18 protein-coding genes are annotated in these 16,347 nt (G+C 70.6%); 14 read left to right on the forward strand and 4 right to left on the reverse strand.

Annotated features, from left to right (window positions below):
- Nucleotides 1–32 precede the first annotated feature (32 nt).
- Genes J2739_RS06450 through fabG form a run of 7 tightly spaced genes read left to right on the forward strand, consistent with a single transcriptional unit; the run spans nt 33 to nt 6,833 of the window.
- Complete coding sequence (locus tag J2739_RS06450; RefSeq protein WP_405053843.1) at nt 33–1,010, forward strand: acyl-CoA synthetase; 978 nt, start codon at nt 33–35, stop codon at nt 1,008–1,010.
- On the forward strand, nt 988–1,578 hold the full coding sequence (locus tag J2739_RS06455) for a LolA-related protein (RefSeq protein WP_309899697.1): 591 nt from the start codon (nt 988–990) through the stop codon (nt 1,576–1,578). Before J2739_RS06450 ends, J2739_RS06455 begins: the two co-directional genes overlap by 23 nt.
- Nucleotides 1,575–3,968, forward strand: a complete 2,394-nt coding sequence (locus J2739_RS06460; protein ID WP_309899699.1) for an MMPL family transporter — start codon at nt 1,575–1,577, stop codon at nt 3,966–3,968. The genes J2739_RS06455 and J2739_RS06460 overlap by 4 nt, the downstream gene beginning before the upstream one ends.
- Complete coding sequence (locus J2739_RS06465; RefSeq protein ID WP_309899701.1) at nt 3,968–4,819, forward strand: polysaccharide deacetylase family protein; 852 nt, start codon at nt 3,968–3,970, stop codon at nt 4,817–4,819. Before J2739_RS06460 ends, J2739_RS06465 begins: the two co-directional genes overlap by 1 nt.
- Before the next feature lie 7 nt (nt 4,820–4,826).
- Nucleotides 4,827–5,579, forward strand: coding sequence for a class I SAM-dependent methyltransferase (locus J2739_RS06470; RefSeq protein WP_309899702.1), 753 nt, complete (start codon nt 4,827–4,829; stop codon nt 5,577–5,579).
- Nucleotides 5,580–5,634: 55 nt separating this feature from the next.
- Complete coding sequence (locus J2739_RS06475) at nt 5,635–6,105, forward strand: hotdog family protein (RefSeq protein ID WP_309899704.1); 471 nt, start codon at nt 5,635–5,637, stop codon at nt 6,103–6,105.
- Complete coding sequence (fabG, locus tag J2739_RS06480; RefSeq protein WP_309899706.1) at nt 6,102–6,833, forward strand: 3-oxoacyl-ACP reductase FabG; 732 nt, start codon at nt 6,102–6,104, stop codon at nt 6,831–6,833. The genes J2739_RS06475 and fabG overlap by 4 nt, the downstream gene beginning before the upstream one ends.
- Before the next feature lie 34 nt (nt 6,834–6,867).
- Here fabG and J2739_RS06485 read toward each other — a convergent pair whose 3' ends face one another.
- The 4 genes from J2739_RS06485 to J2739_RS06500 form a co-directional block, all read right to left on the reverse strand.
- Nucleotides 6,868–7,644, reverse strand: a complete 777-nt coding sequence (locus J2739_RS06485; protein ID WP_309899708.1) for a glycosyltransferase family 2 protein — start codon at nt 7,642–7,644, stop codon at nt 6,868–6,870.
- Nucleotides 7,611–8,408 (reverse strand): lysophospholipid acyltransferase family protein, encoded by a 798-nt coding sequence (locus J2739_RS06490; RefSeq protein ID WP_309899710.1) that lies wholly within the window; start codon nt 8,406–8,408, stop codon nt 7,611–7,613. Before J2739_RS06490 ends, J2739_RS06485 begins: the two co-directional genes overlap by 34 nt.
- Nucleotides 8,405–9,454 carry a chorismate transformation FkbO/Hyg5 family protein gene (locus J2739_RS06495; protein WP_309899712.1) on the reverse strand — a complete coding sequence of 350 codons (1,050 nt, stop codon included), beginning with the start codon at nt 9,452–9,454 and terminating at the stop codon, nt 8,405–8,407. The genes J2739_RS06490 and J2739_RS06495 overlap by 4 nt, the downstream gene beginning before the upstream one ends.
- A gap of 61 nt (nt 9,455–9,515) precedes the next feature.
- Entirely contained in the window at nt 9,516–10,877 is a 1,362-nt protein-coding gene (locus tag J2739_RS06500) for an NAD(P)/FAD-dependent oxidoreductase (protein WP_309899714.1), read from the reverse strand.
- Nucleotides 10,878–11,046: 169 nt separating this feature from the next.
- On the opposite strand from J2739_RS06500, the gene J2739_RS06505 reads away from it, so the two are divergent.
- Genes J2739_RS06505 through J2739_RS06535 form a run of 7 tightly spaced genes read left to right on the forward strand, consistent with a single transcriptional unit; the run spans nt 11,047 to nt 16,340 of the window.
- Nucleotides 11,047–11,772: a YebC/PmpR family DNA-binding transcriptional regulator gene (locus tag J2739_RS06505; protein WP_309899715.1), complete on the forward strand. Its 726-nt coding sequence runs from the start codon at nt 11,047–11,049 to the stop codon at nt 11,770–11,772.
- A 25-nt stretch (nt 11,773–11,797) separates the two neighbouring features.
- Nucleotides 11,798–13,093 carry a phosphoribosylamine--glycine ligase gene (purD, locus tag J2739_RS06510; protein ID WP_309899717.1) on the forward strand — a complete coding sequence of 432 codons (1,296 nt, stop codon included), beginning with the start codon at nt 11,798–11,800 and terminating at the stop codon, nt 13,091–13,093.
- On the forward strand, nt 13,093–14,007 hold the full coding sequence (hemF, locus tag J2739_RS06515) for an oxygen-dependent coproporphyrinogen oxidase (RefSeq protein WP_405053836.1): 915 nt from the start codon (nt 13,093–13,095) through the stop codon (nt 14,005–14,007). The genes purD and hemF overlap by 1 nt, the downstream gene beginning before the upstream one ends.
- Nucleotides 13,998–14,615, forward strand: coding sequence for a nicotinate (nicotinamide) nucleotide adenylyltransferase (gene nadD, locus J2739_RS06520; RefSeq protein ID WP_309899720.1), 618 nt, complete (start codon nt 13,998–14,000; stop codon nt 14,613–14,615). Before hemF ends, nadD begins: the two co-directional genes overlap by 10 nt.
- Nucleotides 14,615–15,274, forward strand: coding sequence for a ribosome silencing factor (gene rsfS / locus J2739_RS06525; protein WP_309899722.1), 660 nt, complete (start codon nt 14,615–14,617; stop codon nt 15,272–15,274). The genes nadD and rsfS overlap by 1 nt, the downstream gene beginning before the upstream one ends.
- On the forward strand, nt 15,271–15,738 hold the full coding sequence (gene rlmH / locus J2739_RS06530; protein WP_309899724.1) for a 23S rRNA (pseudouridine(1915)-N(3))-methyltransferase RlmH: 468 nt from the start codon (nt 15,271–15,273) through the stop codon (nt 15,736–15,738). The genes rsfS and rlmH overlap by 4 nt, the downstream gene beginning before the upstream one ends.
- On the forward strand, nt 15,735–16,340 hold the full coding sequence (locus J2739_RS06535) for a Maf family protein (protein WP_309899726.1): 606 nt from the start codon (nt 15,735–15,737) through the stop codon (nt 16,338–16,340). Before rlmH ends, J2739_RS06535 begins: the two co-directional genes overlap by 4 nt.
- Nucleotides 16,341–16,347 lie beyond the last annotated feature (7 nt).

The following is a 16,347-nucleotide window of genomic DNA, read 5'->3' on the forward strand; positions in this document are numbered from 1 at the left end:
GCAGCGCAGCCGCAGGCGAAGGGACGCCGCCCATGGGCGGTGCGCAGCCGCCCGAGGCCGGCAAGGCGAAACCGCGCCAGGCCGACTGGTCGCGCACGCCCGAGCGCAGCAACATGCTGGCGCTGCGCGTGATCTGCTGGATCGCCATTCGCTGCGGGCGGCCGCTGGCGCGGCTGGTGCTTCATCCGATCTGCCTGTACTTCCTGCTGTTCTCGCCCGCGCCGCGGCGGCACATCAAGCGCTACCTGTTCCGCGCCATCGGCCCGCGCGCCGGCTGGGCCGATGGCTACCGCCTGCTGCATGCCTTCGCGTCCACGGTGCTGGACCGCATCTACTTCCTGCGCGGCCGCATGGACCTGTTCGACGTGCGCGTGCAAGGCAACGAACCGGTCGAGGCCGAGGTGACCGCGGGGCGCGGCGCCTTCCTGCTCGGTGCGCACGTCGGCAGCTTCGAAGCCATCGGTGCCTGCAAGCACCAGAGCGGCTGTCCGAAGGAACTGCGGCTCGCGATGCTGATGTACCGGGACAACGCGCAGCAGATCACGGCGGTCCTCGAGGCGATCGCCCAGCCCGGCCTGCGGCCGCACATCATCGCCCTCGGGCGGCCGCATTCCATGCTGGACCTGCGCGACTGGCTGGATGGCGGGGGCCTTGCGGGGCTCCTGGCCGACCGCACGCTGCCCAGCCCTGAAGATGCGGGCCAGCAGCGCGGCAACAGCATCACGCTGCCTTTTCTCGGCCATCCGGCGGTGATCGATGACGGTCCGTTCCGGCTGGCGGCACTGCTGCGGCGCAAGGTGTTCTTCATGGCGGGCCTCTATATGGGCGGCGCCCGCTACGATGTCCGTTTCGAGCCGCTGGCCGACTTCAGCGAACGCGTGCCGGACCTTGCCGAGCGCGAACGCCGCATCCGCGCGGCGCTCGAAAGCTATGTCGCGCGGCTCGAAGCGCTGTGCCGCGCCTACCCGTACAACTGGTTCAACTTCCATGATTTCTGGCTCGAAGATTGAGCATTGGCGCCGCTGGCTGGTGGCTGCGCTCTGCCTCTGTGCATCCTCGGCGTGGGCCTTCGATTTGCCCGAGCTGATGGGCCTGCTCGCCCGGCAAAAGAATGGCGAGGCGCGCTTCACCGAGCAGCGCTTCGTGCGCGGCCTCGAAGGGCCGCTGGACGCGAGCGGCACGCTGAGCTTCCAGGCACCCGACCGGCTGACGCGGCGCACGCTCACGCCGCGGCCCGAGACCATGGCGGTCGACGGCAATACCCTGACCCTGTCGCGCGGCGGCCGCACCCGCACGCTGACGCTGGACAGCATGCCGGAACTGCTGGGCATGGTCGAAGCCATGCGCAGCACCCTGAACGGCAACACGCAGACCCTGCAGCGCTATTTCCGAAGCACGCTCACGGGCTCGGCCGACAAGTGGGCGCTGGACCTCGTGCCCATCGACGAGAAGCTCGCGGCCCAGGTGCGCTCGCTGCGGCTCACGGGCAAGGGGGGCGAAGTGCTGGGCATCGAGATGGAATTCATCGGCGGCGACCGCTCGGTCATGGTGGTCACGCCGGTGCGCGGCGCATCGTGACCGCGCCCCAGGCAGCCGCGTCGGGCCGGCAGCGCCATGCGCTGGCCCTCGTCGTCTGGCTGCTGGCGCTGGCGGCCGGCAGCGCGCTCATTGCGCGCACGCATTTCAGCGCGGACCTTTCTGCCTTCCTGCCCGCCAGCCCGGACCAGCGGCAGCGCGTGCTGATCGAGCAGCTGCAAAGCGGCATCGCCTCGCGCACCCTGTTCATCGGCATCGAAGGCGGCAAGGATTCCGCCCAGCGCGCGGCGGTGTCGCGCGCCGTGGCGTCATCGATGCGCGAGAGCAGGCGCTTCGACCAGGTGCAGAACGGCGAGACGGGCGACTGGAAGGAGGCCGGCACCTGGCTCTTCGAGCATCGCTACCAGCTGGCGCCCGACATCGCGCCCGAGCGCTTCACGGCCGCGGGCCTGCGCGATGCCCTCGTCGACACGCTCTCGCAGCTGGGCACGCCGGCGGGGCAGATCACCCGGCCCCTGCTGGAGCGCGATCCCACCGGCGAGACGCAACGCATCGCCGAGGGCCTGATCCCCGCGAGCTCGCCGCGCAGCGAGCAGGGCGTGTGGGTCTCGCGCAGCGCGCCGCGGGCGCTGATCCTGGCCACCACCCACGCGGCCGGCAGCGACCTGGACGCGCAGGCGCAGGCCATTGCGCAGATCCAACAGGCCTTCGACGCCGCCACGCGCGAGATGAACGGCGCCGGTCCGCGGCTGCAGCTGACCGGCGCACCGGTGTTCTCCGTCGAGAGCCGCGATCGCATCAAGCACGAAGCCATCCAGCTCGCCACCATCGGCGGCCTCGTGATGGGCGCCCTGCTGCTGCTGGCCTTTGCCTCGCCGCGCGCGCTGGTGGTGGCGCTGCTGCCGGTCGCCACCGGCGTGGTCGGGGGCACGGCGGCGGTCAGCCTGGTGTTCGGCGAGGTGCACGGCCTGACGATGGGCTTCGGCAGCACGCTGATCGGCGAGACGGTGGACTACGCGATCTACTACCTGATCCAGGCGCGGGGCTCCGCCGTGCCCGGCACCGGCTGGATGCGCTGGCGCGAGATCCATTGGCCGACCGTGCGGCTGGGCTTGCTGACCTCGGTCTGCGGCTTCGCGGCGCTGGTGTTCTCGGGCTTTCCGGGGCTGGCGCAGCTGGGCGTTTTCTCGCTGGCCGGGCTGATCGCCGCCGCGCTGGTCGCGCGCTTCGTGCTGCCGGTGCTGGCGCCCGATGGCGCGACAGGCATGGGCATGCGGCGGCAGATGGCGCAGATCGCGGGACTCATCGTGCGCGCCCTCCCGCGGCTGCGCCTGCTTTTTGTCGGCCTCGGAATCGGTGCGCTGGCCCTGGTGCTCTGGCAGGGCGGCCACCTCTGGCGCGCCGACCTGAGTGCGATGAGCCCGGTGCCCAAGGCCGCGCAGCAGCTCGACGAAGCGCTGCGCGCCGATATCGGCGCCAGCGACGGCGGCACTCTGGTGGTGGTGCGCGGCGCCGACGAGCAGGCGGCCCTGCGCAACACCGAGGCCGCGGCCGCGAAGCTCGAGGCGCTGGTGGGGCAGGGCGAGCTCGCCGGCTTCGAGAGCGTCACCCGCGTGCTGCCCAGCGAGGCGGCGCAGGCGGCGCGCCTCGCCAGCCTGCCCGATTCAGCGACGCTGAAGGCGCGGTTGGCCGAAGCCACGCAGGGCCTGCCCTTGTCCGCCAGCCGGCTCGGGCCCTTCCTGGCCGATGTCGAGGCGGCGCGCGGCCAGCCGATGATCCACCGCGCCGACCTGGCCGGCGGCCCGCTCGGCGCGGTGGTCGGCGCACTGATGTTCGAGCGCCCCGGCGGCGGCTGGTCGACGCTGATCTCGCTGCATCCCGGCGAGCGCTTCGATGCGAAGCGCCTCGAGGCCGCGCTCGCCGGCATGGCCGAGGTGCAGGTGGTCAACGTCGGCGACGAACTGCGCAGCCTCTACCGGCGCTACCTGCACGAGGCCTTCGTGCAGGTGATGCTGGGTGCGCTCGCGGTGGTCCTGCTGCTGGGCGCCTGGCTGCGCTCCGGGCGCCGGCTGCTGGCCGTCTGCGAGCCGCTGCTGGTCGCCGTGCTGTTGACGCTGGGCGGCCTCGCCGTGCTGCAGGTGCCGTTGGGCATCCTGCACCTGGTGGGCCTGCTGCTGGTGGTGGCGGTGGGCTCCAATTACGCGCTCTTTTTCGACCAGCTGCGCGAGACCGGCCGCGCCGACGAGGACACGCTGGCCTCGCTGATGCTGGCCAACCTGACGACGGTCGTGTCCTTCACGTTGATCGCGGTCTCGGACATCCCGGCGCTGTCGGCCATCGGCCGCGTGGTCGCGCCGGGCGCGCTGCTGGCGCTGCTGCTGTCGGCCGCATTCGCGCGCGGGCCCGCGGGCGTCTCGGCGCCACGCCGCTGATGGGAGAATCCACGCCGATGTCCCAAGCCCTTCCCGCCTCCGGCTCATGGCCTTGGCCGCCCGTCGTGCGCGCCAGCGTCGGCTGGCACCTGCTGGCGCTGGCGGCGGCGCTCTTCGTGCCGGGGGCGATGCCCTGGGCGATCGGGGCAGTGGTGCTGAACCACGTGCTGATCACGGCCGCCGGCCTCACACCGCGCAGCAGCCTGCTGGGGCCGAACGTCACGCGGCTGCCGGCAGCCTCGGCCGCGCGCTGCGAGATTGCGATCACCATCGATGACGGACCCGACCCGGACGTCACGCCGCAGGTGCTGGACCTGCTCGATGCCGAGGGCCAGCGCGCTACCTTCTTCTGCATCGCCGAGCGCGTGCGCGAGCACCCGGCCCTGGCGCGCGAGATCGTCGCGCGCGGCCACAGCATCCAGAATCACACGGCGCGGCATCGCCACAACTTCTCCCTGCTCGGACCGCGCGGCTTCCACGCCGAGATCGAGCGCGCGCAGCTGCTGCTGCAGGAAGCGACGGGCCAGCGTCCCATCTGCTTCCGCGCGCCGGCCGGGCTGCGCAACCCTTTTCTCGCGCCGGTCCTGCGTCGCCTGGGGCTGGTGCTGGTGAGCTGGACACGCCGCGGCTTCGACACGCGCGAACGCGATCCGGCCACGGTGCTCGCGCGTCTCACGAAAGGCCTGGAGGCGGGCGACATCCTGCTGCTGCACGATGGCCATGCCGCCCGCACGGCCGCAGGACGTCCCGTGGTGCTCGAGGTCCTGCCGCGTCTGCTCGAGCGCCTTCGTGCCGAGGGCCTGCGCGCCGTGACACTGCCGCAAGCGTTGAAAAGCAGTGACAGCTCCTGACCCGCTCATGAAAGACAAGCCCTCCACGGACGCCGCCTGGCGTCAATTGCACGACGCCGCGACCCAGCCCTACAAGCAGGCCGGCAACTTCGCCTGGCATTTCGCGCGCGGCAAGCTGGGACACGATCCGGTGTTCCGCGGGCTGATCGAACGCGGCCTGATCGGCGAGCGCCGCCGCGTGGTGGACATCGGATGCGGCCAGGGCCTGTTCGCCAGCCTGCTCTCGGCGATGGCCGCGATGCAGGCGCAGCCGGGCCGCTGGCCGGCGGCCTGGGCCGCCACGCCGGCCGCGGCCCACTACACCGGCATCGAGCTGATGCCGAAGGATGTGGCGCGCGCCGAGGCTTCCATCGGCCACCTGCGGCCGGCGCCGCGCTTCGCCTGCGAGGACATGCGCAAGGCAGCCATGCCGGCCTGCGACCTGGTCGTGATCCTCGACGTGCTGCACTACGTGGATCACGGCGCGCAGGAAGGCGTGCTGCGCCGCGTGCACGGCGCCCTGCAGCCGGGCGGGCGGCTGTTGCTGCGCGTGGGCGATGCGGCCAGCCGGCGCGGTTACGCGATCAGCCAATGGGTGGACCGCACCGTCACGCGCGTCCGCGGGCACCGTGTCTCGCCGACCTGGGGACGCCCGCTGTCCGAGTGGACGGCGCTGTTGCAGCGCCTGGGCTTCTCGGCGGTGCAGAGCGTCCCCATGAGCGCCGGCACGCCCTTCGCCAACGTGCTGCTGGTGGCCGACCGCGGCGCGGAGACGTCATGAGCGTCGCCCCGCCGCCCGAAGGCGCTCGGCCGCAGCCGAACGCGAAGGGACTCCGATGAACGCGGCGCAACAGCTCGACCGGGCCGGCATCGCCCGCCTGATCCCCCACAGCGGCAGCATGTGCCTGCTGGAGCGGCTGGAATCCTGGGATGCGCACGAGATCCATTGCACGACTGCCACGCACCGGCGCGCGGACAACCCGCTGCGCACGGCCGGAGGCCTGCTGTCCGCCAATGCGATCGAGTACGCAGCCCAGGCGATGGCCCTGCATGGCGGCCTGATTGCGCCGGAAGGCAGCGAGCCCTCGGCCGGCTTCCTCGCGAGCGCGCGCAACGTGCGCATGGCCGTCTCGAGGCTCGACGAGGTCGAGGGAATGCTGCATGTGCATGCACGTCGTCTCTCGGGCGATGCGAGCCAGATCCTCTACGAATTCGCGGTCAAGGACGAAGCAGGGCGCGCGCTGGCCGAAGGCCGCGCCGTGGTCGTCCTCAACACGCCGCCTGCCTTGGAAAGCCGATCCTCATGAGTCTCGACGGAAAGCGCGCATTGATCACCGGCGCCAGTGGCGCCCTCGGCGCGGCGGTGGCGCAACGCCTGGCGCGCGATGGCGCCGTGGTGCTGCTGCATGCCAACAGCAGGCCGGAGGCGGTCGAGCAGCTGGCTGCCGCCATCACCGCCGCCGGCGGCAAGGCCGAGTGCCATGTCTTCGACCTCGGCAGCGATGAAGGCACGCGTACCGCTTGCGAGCGCCTGCTGGCGGGCGGACCCGTGCAGATCCTCGTCAACAACGCCGGCGTGCACGACGACGCCGTGCTGCCCGGAATGCGCGCGGCGCAATGGCACAAGGTGATCGACGTCTCCCTCAACGGCTTCTTCCGCGTCACGCAGCCGCTGCTGCTGCCGATGCTGCGCACGCGCTGGGGGCGGATCATCAACATGTCGTCGGTGGCTTCGCTCACCGGCAACCGCGGGCAGGTCAACTACGCGGCGGCGAAGGGCGCGCTCAACAGCGCGACCAAGGCGCTTTCGCTGGAGGTGGCGGCACGCGGCGTGACGGTCAATGCAATCGCCCCGGGCATCATCGCCTCGCCGATGGCCGACGGTGCTTTCGACAAGGCCATGATCGACCAGCTGGTGCCCGTGAAGCGAGCGGGCCGGCCGGAGGAGGTGGCGGCGCTGGCGGGCTTCCTGGCAAGCGAAGAGGCGGCCTACATCACGGGCCAGATCATCTCGATCAACGGCGGGATGGTCTGAGGGCTTGAAGGCGGACAGACGGTGTCCGCATTCGTCAGCGCTGAAAGGGCGGCGCCCCTCGCACCCTGCGCCACACCAGGCTCGGCAAGCGCAGCACGAACTCCACCATCAGCCGCGTGTGCATCCACGTCAGCAGGGCGTTGTCGCGCAAGTAGCGGAAGTGCGAGACGCCGCCTTCCTCGGCGCTGAGGTACTTGACCGGCGCGTCGATGTTGACCGGCTTGACGCCGCGCCAGGCCAGGCGCACCACGGCCTCGGTGTCGAAGTCGAAACGGCGCATCCACGGCTGGCGCTCCATGACCGCGATCAGCGCCGCCACCGGGTAGACGCGGAAGCCGTAGAGCGAGTCGCCGATGCCGGCGAAGAGCGTCTCGAGCTGGGTCCAGCCGTTGGACACCTTGCGCCCGCGCACCCGCAGCAGCGGCGCCGAGGCGTCGAACACCGGGCGGCCCAGCACCATCGTCTCGGGCCTTGCCTGCGAGGCCTGCATGAAGGCCGGGATCAGCTCGGCGGGATGCTGGCCGTCCGAATCCATGGTGAGCGCATGCGTGAAGCCGGCCTCCCGCGCCGCGCGCAGCCCGTGCAGCACGGCCGCGCCCTTGCCCTGGTTGTGCGGCAGCAGCCACACGCGCAGGCCGGGATCGGCGCTGGCCATCTGCTGCAGCCGCTCGCCGGTGCCGTCGGTGCTGCCGTCGACCACCACCCACACCGGATTCCATTGGGCGCGGGCCGCGCTCACGGTGGAGAACAGGCGCTCGCCGGTGTTGTAGCTGGGGATCAGGACAAGGTGGGTGCGCGAGGCTGCTGGCATGCGGGCTGCGCGTCGGTGGCGCGCTGTTCCAGGGGATGTCGGAAGTATTGTTCGATCTCTCGCAGCAGCGCGTCGCTGTCCTGCTGAGGCGCGAAGCGCCGGCCCAGCCGCAGGGTGAAGACGATGGGCAGCGGCGGCACCCGCCACAGCGGCCAGCCCTTGGCGAGGTAGGGCGAGTCGGTGTCGATGAAGACGGTCTGGATCGGCGCCTGCGCCAGCTTCGCGATGAGCGTGACGCCGGGGCGGAAGGCATTCAGCGGCGGCGTCACCGTGCGCGTGCCCTCGGGGAAGATCACCAGCTGGCCGCCGGCCTTCAGGTCTTCGACGGCGAGGCGCACCATGACGCGCGCCGAGTCGTTGCGGATGTAGCGCGCCAGCCGCGCGCCCGCGCCGAGAAAGATGTTGCGCATCAGGTCGGCCTTCATGATGCAGGCGCTGCGCGGCAGGCGCGCCACCAGCAGCAGTGCGTCGAGCATGGTCGGGTGGTTGGCGACGAAGACCACGCCGCGTTCCTCGCGCAGCGCGTCGAGGCAGCCGGCGTCGATGCGCATCATGCCCACGGCCGAGGCGGTGGCCCAGAAGGCGCGGTAGGCCAGCGCGATCACGCGGCGGCCCAGTGCGCGGCCGGTGCGCGCGGGCAGCACCGGGTAGAGCAGCATCGCGATCAGGTTCCAGGCGAGCGAGATTCCGCCCAGCAGCGCCAGCAATGCATAGAGCAGCACGGCGAGGGGAACGGAGACGATCCAGCGCAGCAGGCGCTTCATGGTTTGCCGGTACGGTCAGGCCCCAAGGAGCCGGCGGCGACGGCATGGGCCTCGATCTCCACCAGCAGCTCCTGGCGGCAGATGTCCGCCTCCAGGCAGATCGCGTGGCGCAGCATGTGGGAATGGGCGCCCAGCTTCTGTTCGAGCACCTGGCGCACGGTCGGCGTGTCGGCGGCATGGCGCACGTAGACCACGGCATCGATGCGCTCCAGGCCGAAGCGCGCGGAGCCGCGCGCGTTGGCCGCGGCGATCACGGCCTCGAGATTGCGCAGCGTTTCTTCGGTCTGCGCGCGCACGTCGCCGCGGTGCACCGTCTCGTGCCCGACGATGCTCGCCGTGCCGGAGATGAACAGCGCCACGTCGCCGCCGCCGATTTCGGCCAGTGCGGCGCGCGAGAAGGTGGGCGAGCGCGGGCCATAGGCTGGCGGGTAGTGGTACGCCGAGACCTGGCGCGGGTTCTCGACCGGCAGCGGCGCGACGCGGCCGGCCAGGAAGCGGATGCCCAGGGCACCCTGGTGGATGCCCAGGGCACAGGCGGCCGGCGCGCCTTCGAAGGCGGCCTGGCCGGCCTCGACGAAGGCTTGCTGGCGGCCCAGGTTGAACTGGCGGTAGCGCTCGAGGCCACCGCCATCGGCGTTGATGCGAGGCAGGTAGTTCCAGACCCGCAACAGGTGCGTGCAGCCGGTGTGCGCGAGCGACCGGAAGAGGTCGCGGTAGGCCCGGTGGGCCGGCTCGGCGAGGTCGGATCCTTCGCTCGTTTCGTCGAGGTCGATGGCCCCCAGCATCCAGTGGCCGTCGCAGCGCCAGCGCACCGCGCCGGTGGTGCCGGATTCGATGTGCTCGCTGGCGTGCCACACGTCGGCCATGGCGCCGGCGTCCGAGAGTACGCGGGCATTGACCGTCGGCATCCAGGCCAGGTCGTTGGGAGTGCCGTAGCCGAGCGCGCCGAAGGGTGCCTGCCCGGCCAGCGGCAGCGCCAGGCTCTGGGACAGCGACAGTCGCTCGACGCGCAGGGGCGGCACCCCGTTGAAGTCGCGCGCGCTCACAAGAGAACCTTCCCCGGGCTCGTCAGGAGGGGGCGAGCGCCTTCGGGCGTCCGGGTGGCGCTCACCGGGCCTCGACGATGTTTTCGCCGGCGAGCGGCCCGAGGTCGCGGACGTTGCGGCGCCGCCGCTGCCAGGCCTGCCAGGTGCGGCGCGGATGGCCGGCGGACACCAGGTAGTACAGAGCCTTGAGCACCCGCAGCGAGCGCCAGATCGGCGTCTTGCCGTAGATGTCGCCGGCCAGGAGCGACAGCAGCGCTTCCTTCACGCGGAACGGGTTTTGCGGGTACATGAAGAATTCGCGGATGGTGGGATTGGTCACGCGGAAGATGAACCAGGAGAACTCGCGCGGGCCCTTGCGCATGTCGCGCTCGAAGCGCTGCCGCGCCGCGGCGGCCTCGGCCGGGCGGTCGAGGGCCGCCGCCACCACGTCGGCGCCTTCGAAGGCGCTGTACATGGCGAGGTACACGCCCGAGGAGAACACCGGGTCGATGAAGCTGTAGGCGTCGCCCAGCATCAGGTAACGCTCGCCGCTGCAGTGCGTGCTGGTGTACGAATAGTTGCCGGTGGCATGGACCGCGTCGTCCACCAGCGTGGCCGAGGACAGGCGCGCGGCCAGCTGCGGGCACAGCGCGATGGTGTCGGCGAAGAAATCGTTGAGGGGCTTGCTGCGCGACTTGAGGTAGTAGGGCCAGCAGACGGCGCCGATGCTGGTGGTGCCGTCGGCCAGCGGGATGTACCAGAACCAGCCGTGCGCGAACCAGAAGATGGTGATGTTGCCCTCGAGCTTGCCCGGCAGCCGGTCGGCGTTGCGGAAATGGCCGAAGAGGGCCGAGCTGTTGTGCTTGGGGTTCTTCTGCTTGGCCTTGAACTTGTTCGACAGGAAGGTGTCGCGGCCGGAGGCGTCGAGCACGAAGCGGGCGCGCCAGCTGCGCGCGGCACCGTCGTCGAGACGGGCGCTGACCGTGGCGCCCTCGGCGTCGAACTGGACTTCGCGCACGCGGCAGCCCTCGAGGGTCTGCGCGCCGCGGGCGCCGGCGTTGCGGAACAGGATCTCGTCCATCTCCGAGCGCCGCACCTGCCACGCATAGGGCATGGTCTTGTCCCAGGCGTCGGCGAACTCGACCATGGCGTTGTGGTCGTGGTCGGGGGAAACGAATTCCACGCCCCACTTCGGCATGCCGATGCGCTCGATCTCGTCGCGCAGGCCGAGCCGGTCGAACAGCTGCACGTTGGCCGGCAGCAGCGACTCGCCGATGTGGAAGCGAGGATGGTGTGCCTTCTCGAGCAGGACCACCTTGCGGCCCTGCTGCGCCAGCAACGCCGCGGCCGTGGAGCCGGCCGGGCCACCGCCGATCACGAGCACGTCGCAGTGCTCCTCGGCGGGCGTTGCGGCTTCGGCATTCGTTGTTGGAGGAATATTCATGCGCTGTGAGGGATGGAAACCGGAGATGCCCGACCTGGCCCGGCGCATCAGCGGCGGATTATCCCAAAAAGGATCTGTGCTCCCCCTGTAGGACGCGGGGCCGTCGTACCGCGCCGGACAGTAAACTCCCTACCTGCTTCGAAAACACGAGATAGCGAGAACGACTGCCATGGCCGGACACAGTAAATGGGCGAACATTCAGCACAGGAAGGGCCGGCAGGACGAAAAGCGCGGCAAGCTCTGGACCCGTGCCATCCGTGAAATCATGGTCGCGGCGAAGGCCGGCGGCGGCGATCTGAGCGCCAATCCCCGGCTGCGGCTGGCGGTCGACAAGGCCAAGGCCGTCAATCTGCCGGCCGACACCATCAAGCGCAACATCGACAAGGCCACCGGCAACCTCGAAGGCGTCAGCTACGAGGAGATCCGCTACGAGGGCTACGGCATCGGCGGCGCCGCGATCATCGTCGACACCATGACCGACAACCGCGTGCGCACCGTGGCCGAGGTGCGCCACGCCTTCGGCAAGCACGGGGGCAACATGGGCACCGAAGGCTCCGTCGCCTTTCAGTTCAAGCATTGCGGGCAGCTCGTCTTCGCGCCCGGCACCAGCGAGGACAAGGTGATGGAGGTCGCGCTCGAGGCCGGCGCCGAGGACGTGCTGAGCGATGAGGACGGCGCCATCGAGGTGCTCACCGCGCCCGGCGACTTCGAGGCCGTGCGCGACGCGCTGGAGGCGGCAGGCCTCAAGCCCGAGATTGCCGAGGTGACGATGCGCGCCGAGAACACCATCGAGCTGGCCGGCGAGGAGGCCGCGAAGATGCAGAAGCTGCTCGACGCGCTCGAGGACCTCGACGACGTGCAGGATGTCTATCACAACGCTGCGCTTTCCGAATGAGAAAAGCGACCATGAAAGCCTGCGAATGAAGGTACTGGTGATCGGGGGAGGGGGCCGCGAGCACGCACTGGCGTGGCGCCTGGCACAGGCTGCGCGCGTGAGCCGCGTCTACGTGGCGCCGGGCAACGGCGGCACGCACGCGGATTCGCGCTACGAATGCATCGACATCGCCGAGCCCGCCGCGCTGCGGGCCTGGGCCTTGAAGGAGAAGATCGCGCTGACCGTGGTCGGCCCCGAGGCGCCGCTGGCAGCGGGCGTGGTGGACGAATTCCGCGCGCACGGGCTGCGCATCTTCGGCCCCACCAAGGCCGCGGCGCAGCTGGAGAGCTCCAAGGCCTTCTCCAAGGCCTTCATGAAGCGCCACAACATTCCCACGGCCGAGTACGAGGCCTTCACCCATCCCGGGGCCGCCCATGCCTACGTGGACGCCAAGGGCGTGCCGATCGTGATCAAGGCCGACGGCCTGGCGGCCGGCAAGGGCGTGGTGGTGGCGACGACGCTGCAGGAAGCGCATGAGGCCATCGACTTCATGCTGGTGGACAACAAGCTGGGCATCTCGCACAACGAGGGCGGCGCGCGCGTAGTGATCGAGGAGTTCCTGCAGGGCGAGGAGGCCAGCTTCATCGTGCTGTGCGACGGCGTGAACGTGACGGCGCTCGCCACCAGCCAGGACCACAAGCGCCTGCAGGACGGCGACCAGGGCCCCAACACCGGCGGCATGGGCGCCTACTCGCCGGCGCCGGTGGTCACGGCCGAGGTGCACGCGCGGGCCATGCGCGAGATCATCCTGCCCACCATCCGCGGCATGGAGAAGGACGGCATTCCCTACACCGGCTTCCTCTACGCCGGGCTGATGATCGACGCCGCCGGCCACCCCAAGACGCTGGAATTCAACTGCCGCATGGGCGACCCCGAGACCCAGCCGATCATGATGCGGCTGAAGTCCGACCTGTTCGAGGTGTTCTGGCACGCGACCGACGGCACGCTCGACCAGATCGAGCTCGACTGGGACCGCCGCGTCGCGCTCGGCGTCGTGATGGCGGCGCACGGTTATCCCTTGTCGCCGCGCAAGGGCGATGCCATCCACGGCATCCCGCCCGAGACGTCCGATGCCGTGGTCTTCCATGCCGGCACCACCTTCGAAGAGGGCGAGCTCAAGACCAGCGGGGGGCGCGTGCTGTGCGTCACCGTGCTGGCCGACAGCGTCAAGCAGGCGCAGCAGCGCGCGTACGCGGTGGCGGCGCGCATCCATTTCGATGGGGCGCAGTACCGCAAGGACATCGGGCACCGCGCCGTCCAGGCGCGCACGCCCCCAGGCTGATGCGCGACGACCCCCAAGCCGTCGGCGACTACCTGCGGGGGCTGCAGCAGCGCATCGTGGCTGCGATCGAGGCGGCCGACGGCCATGCCTGCGTGCGCGATGCCTGGGAGAAGGGGCCCGGCGAACCCCTGCAGGGGAGCGGCCTGACCTGCATCCTGGAGGACGGTGCCCTGTTCGAACGCGCGGGCTGCGGCTTCTCCCAGGTGCGCGGCCCGAAGCTGCCGCCTTCGGCCACCCAGCACAGGCCCGAGCTGGCCGGCGCTCCCTTCGAGGCCATGGGCGTCTCGCTGGTGTTCCATCCGCGCAACCCCTACGTGCCCACCGTGCACATGAACGTGCGCATGCTGGCGGCGCTGCCGGCGCAGGGGGAACCGGTGTGCTGGTTCGGCGGCGGCATGGACCTGACGCCCTATTACGGCTTCGAGGAGGACGCGGTGCATTTCCATCGCGCCTGCCGCGATGCGCTGGCGCCCTTCGGCGATGACAAGTACCCGCGCTTCAAGACCTGGTGCGACGAGTATTTCTTCCTCAAGCATCGCAACGAGCAGCGCGGCATCGGCGGCATCTTCTTCGACGACTTCGCGGAGCTCGGCTTCGAGCGCAGCTTCGCCATGCTGCGTTCGGTCGGCGATGCCTTCCTGCCGGCCTACCTGCCGATCGTCGAGCGCCGGCGCGCCACGCCTTCCGGCGAGCGCGAGCGCGCGTTCCAGCTCTACCGGCGCGGACGCTACGTGGAGTTCAACCTGGTGTGGGACCGCGGCACGCACTTCGGTCTTCAGTCGGGCGGACGCACGGAATCCATCCTGCTGTCGATGCCGCCGCAGGCCAGCTGGGCCTACCGCCGCGAGCCGGAGCCGGGCACGCCGGAAGCCGCGCTCTACAGCGATTTCATCGTGCGCCGCGAATGGCTGTGACCGCGCCTCGCATCGGCGTGTTCGGCGGCGCCTTCGATCCGCCGCACAACGCACACCTCGCCCTGGTGCAGGCCGCGCTCGCGCAGCTGGGCCTGGCCGAGCTGCGCATCTTTCCCACCGGTGACGCCTGGCACAAGGAACGCGCGCTGAGCGCTGGCGGGCATCGCCTCGCGATGGCGCAGCTGGCCTTCGAAGGCCTGCCGGGCGCCATCGTCGACGCGCGCGAGCTGCGGCGCGCCGGCCCCACCTACACCCTCGACACCTTGCGCGAGTTGCAGCAGGAGCACCCGGGCGCCGAACTGGTGCTCATCCTGGGCGCCGACCAGGCGGCCTCGCTGCCGCAATGGCACGGCTGGCGCGAGATCCTGCAGAGGGCCGTCGTCGCCGTCGCGCAGCGTCCCGTCGCGACGCACGGAAGTCCCTTCGATCCTCGTGGGTTGGCGGGACTCCCGCCCGACGCACGCTTCGAGACGCTCGCGCTCGCCCCCATGGACACCAGCGCCACCGACGTGCGGATGCGCGCCGCGCAGGGCCAGGACTTCTTTCGTCTGGTTCCGCCGGCGGTTGCACGCTATATTGACCAACACCACCTCTACCGTTCCACCTGATGAGTACTGAAGCCGCCGCCAAGAAAGACACCCAGAAACTCCAGAGAGCCATCATCGATGGACTCGAGGACGTCAAGGCGCACGACATCCAGGTCTTCGACACCGAGCACCTCTCGCCGCTGTTCGAGCGCGTGATCGTCGCTTCGGGCACCTCCAACCGCCAGACCAAGGCGCTCGCGGCCAGCGTGCGCGATGCCGTGCGCGATGCCGGCTTCACCAAGCCGCGCGTGGAGGGCGAGGAAAACGGCGAGTGGATCATCGTCGACTGCGGCGCCGCGGTGGCGCACATCATGCAGCCGGCCATCCGCCAGTACTACCACCTGGAAGAGATCTGGGGCGACAAGCCGGTGCGGACCAGGCTCGGCGCCGCCAAGCCGATGGCGCCCCGCGCGGTCGAAGAAAAGGCGCCGGCCGCCAAGAGCCCTTCGCTCCGGCGCTCCAGCGCCGCCAAGACCGCCCAGCGCGCTGCCGACGCGGCCGCCAAGCCGAAGCCGGCGGCCAGGAAGACCGCCGCCGGGAAGACGCCAGCCAGGAAGGCGCCGGTCAAGACCATGGTCGTGAACAAGGCGCCCGCCAAGAAGGCCGCTGCGAAGGCCCCGGCCAAGAAAGTGACCGCGGCGAAAAGGGCCCCGCGCAAGACCGCCACGGCACGCGCATGAAGTTGCTGGTGGTCGCGGTCGGGCAGCGAGTGCCCGACTGGGCACAGACCGCCTGGGACGACTACGCCAAGCGCTTTCCGCCCGAGCTCAAGCTCGAGCTGCGGGCGGTCAAGACCGAGCCGCGCGCCTCCAAGACGCTCGAGACGCTGCATGCCGCCGAGCGCGAGCGCATCGAGGCGGCGATCGCCAAGGGCATGCGCATCGTGGTGCTGGACGAGCGCGGGACCGCCCTCACGACCAAGGCGCTGGCGGCCCGGCTGTCGGCCTGGCAGGGCGGGGGCGACGACGTGGCGCTGGTGATCGGCGGCCCCGACGGGCTGGACCCGGCCTTCAAGGCCGCCGCGCACGAACGCATCCGGCTTTCGGATCTCACCTTGCCCCATGCAATGGCGCGTGTGCTGCTCGTCGAGCAGCTCTACCGCGCCTGGTCGATCAACGCCGGCCATCCTTACCACCGCGAATGACGGACCCCTTCATCTATCTCGCCTCGCAGAGCCCGCGCCGCGCGCAGCTGCTGGGCCTGCTCGGCGTGCGCCACGAGCTGCTGCTGGCCGGTCCCGAGGAGGACACGGAGGCGCTGGAGCACGTGCAGCCGGGCGAATCGCCCACCGCCTACGTGCAGCGCGTCACCGCGCTCAAGCTGGATGCGGCGGTGGCGCGCCATCGCCGCCTGGGACTGCCGCCGGCGCCGGTGCTGTGCGCCGACACCACGGTCGCCTGCGGGCGAGCCATCCTCGGCAAACCCGCCGATGCACAGGACGCGCAGCGCATGCTGGCGCTGTTGTCCGGCCGCACGCACCGCGTGCTGACGGCCGTGGCGCTGCAGCACGGCAAGCGCCGGCATGCGGCGCTCAGCGTATCGCGCGTGCGCTTCGCCGCGGTCGAGAAGCGCCGCATCGCTGCCTACGTTGCCAGCGGCGAGCCCGAGGGCAAGGCGGGGGCCTATGCCATCCAGGGGCGGGCGGCCGCCTTCGTCGAGCACATCAGCGGCTCGCATTCGGGCATCATGGGCCTTCCGATGTTCGAGACGGCCCAGTTGCTGCGCCTGGCCGGCTTTGCGCTTTAGGTAGACG

The sequence above is a fragment of the Variovorax soli genome, assembly GCF_031454625.1.
In the GTDB taxonomy this organism is placed as follows: domain Bacteria; phylum Pseudomonadota; class Gammaproteobacteria; order Burkholderiales; family Burkholderiaceae_C; genus Variovorax; species Variovorax soli_A.

Coding starts and splice junctions, on each gene's coding strand:
- J2739_RS06505 (WP_309899715.1), top strand. CDS start 11,047: ATGGCCGGACACAGTAAATGGGCGAACATTCAGCACAGGAAGGGCCGG.
- nadD (WP_309899720.1), top strand. CDS start 13,998: ATGGCTGTGACCGCGCCTCGCATCGGCGTGTTCGGCGGCGCCTTCGAT.
- J2739_RS06535 (WP_309899726.1), top strand. CDS start 15,735: ATGACGGACCCCTTCATCTATCTCGCCTCGCAGAGCCCGCGCCGCGCG.
- purD (WP_309899717.1), top strand. CDS start 11,798: ATGAAGGTACTGGTGATCGGGGGAGGGGGCCGCGAGCACGCACTGGCG.
- J2739_RS06455 (WP_309899697.1), top strand. CDS start 988: ATGATTTCTGGCTCGAAGATTGAGCATTGGCGCCGCTGGCTGGTGGCT.
- J2739_RS06465 (WP_309899701.1), top strand. CDS start 3,968: ATGGGAGAATCCACGCCGATGTCCCAAGCCCTTCCCGCCTCCGGCTCA.
- hemF (WP_405053836.1), top strand. CDS start 13,093: ATGCGCGACGACCCCCAAGCCGTCGGCGACTACCTGCGGGGGCTGCAG.
- rsfS (WP_309899722.1), top strand. CDS start 14,615: ATGAGTACTGAAGCCGCCGCCAAGAAAGACACCCAGAAACTCCAGAGA.
- J2739_RS06500 (WP_309899714.1), bottom strand. CDS start 10,877: ATGAATATTCCTCCAACAACGAATGCCGAAGCCGCAACGCCCGCCGAG.
- rlmH (WP_309899724.1), top strand. CDS start 15,271: ATGAAGTTGCTGGTGGTCGCGGTCGGGCAGCGAGTGCCCGACTGGGCA.
- fabG (WP_309899706.1), top strand. CDS start 6,102: ATGAGTCTCGACGGAAAGCGCGCATTGATCACCGGCGCCAGTGGCGCC.
- J2739_RS06475 (WP_309899704.1), top strand. CDS start 5,635: ATGAACGCGGCGCAACAGCTCGACCGGGCCGGCATCGCCCGCCTGATC.
- J2739_RS06485 (WP_309899708.1), bottom strand. CDS start 7,644: ATGCCAGCAGCCTCGCGCACCCACCTTGTCCTGATCCCCAGCTACAAC.
- J2739_RS06470 (WP_309899702.1), top strand. CDS start 4,827: ATGAAAGACAAGCCCTCCACGGACGCCGCCTGGCGTCAATTGCACGAC.
- J2739_RS06450 (WP_405053843.1), top strand. CDS start 33: ATGGGCGGTGCGCAGCCGCCCGAGGCCGGCAAGGCGAAACCGCGCCAG.
- J2739_RS06490 (WP_309899710.1), bottom strand. CDS start 8,408: ATGAAGCGCCTGCTGCGCTGGATCGTCTCCGTTCCCCTCGCCGTGCTG.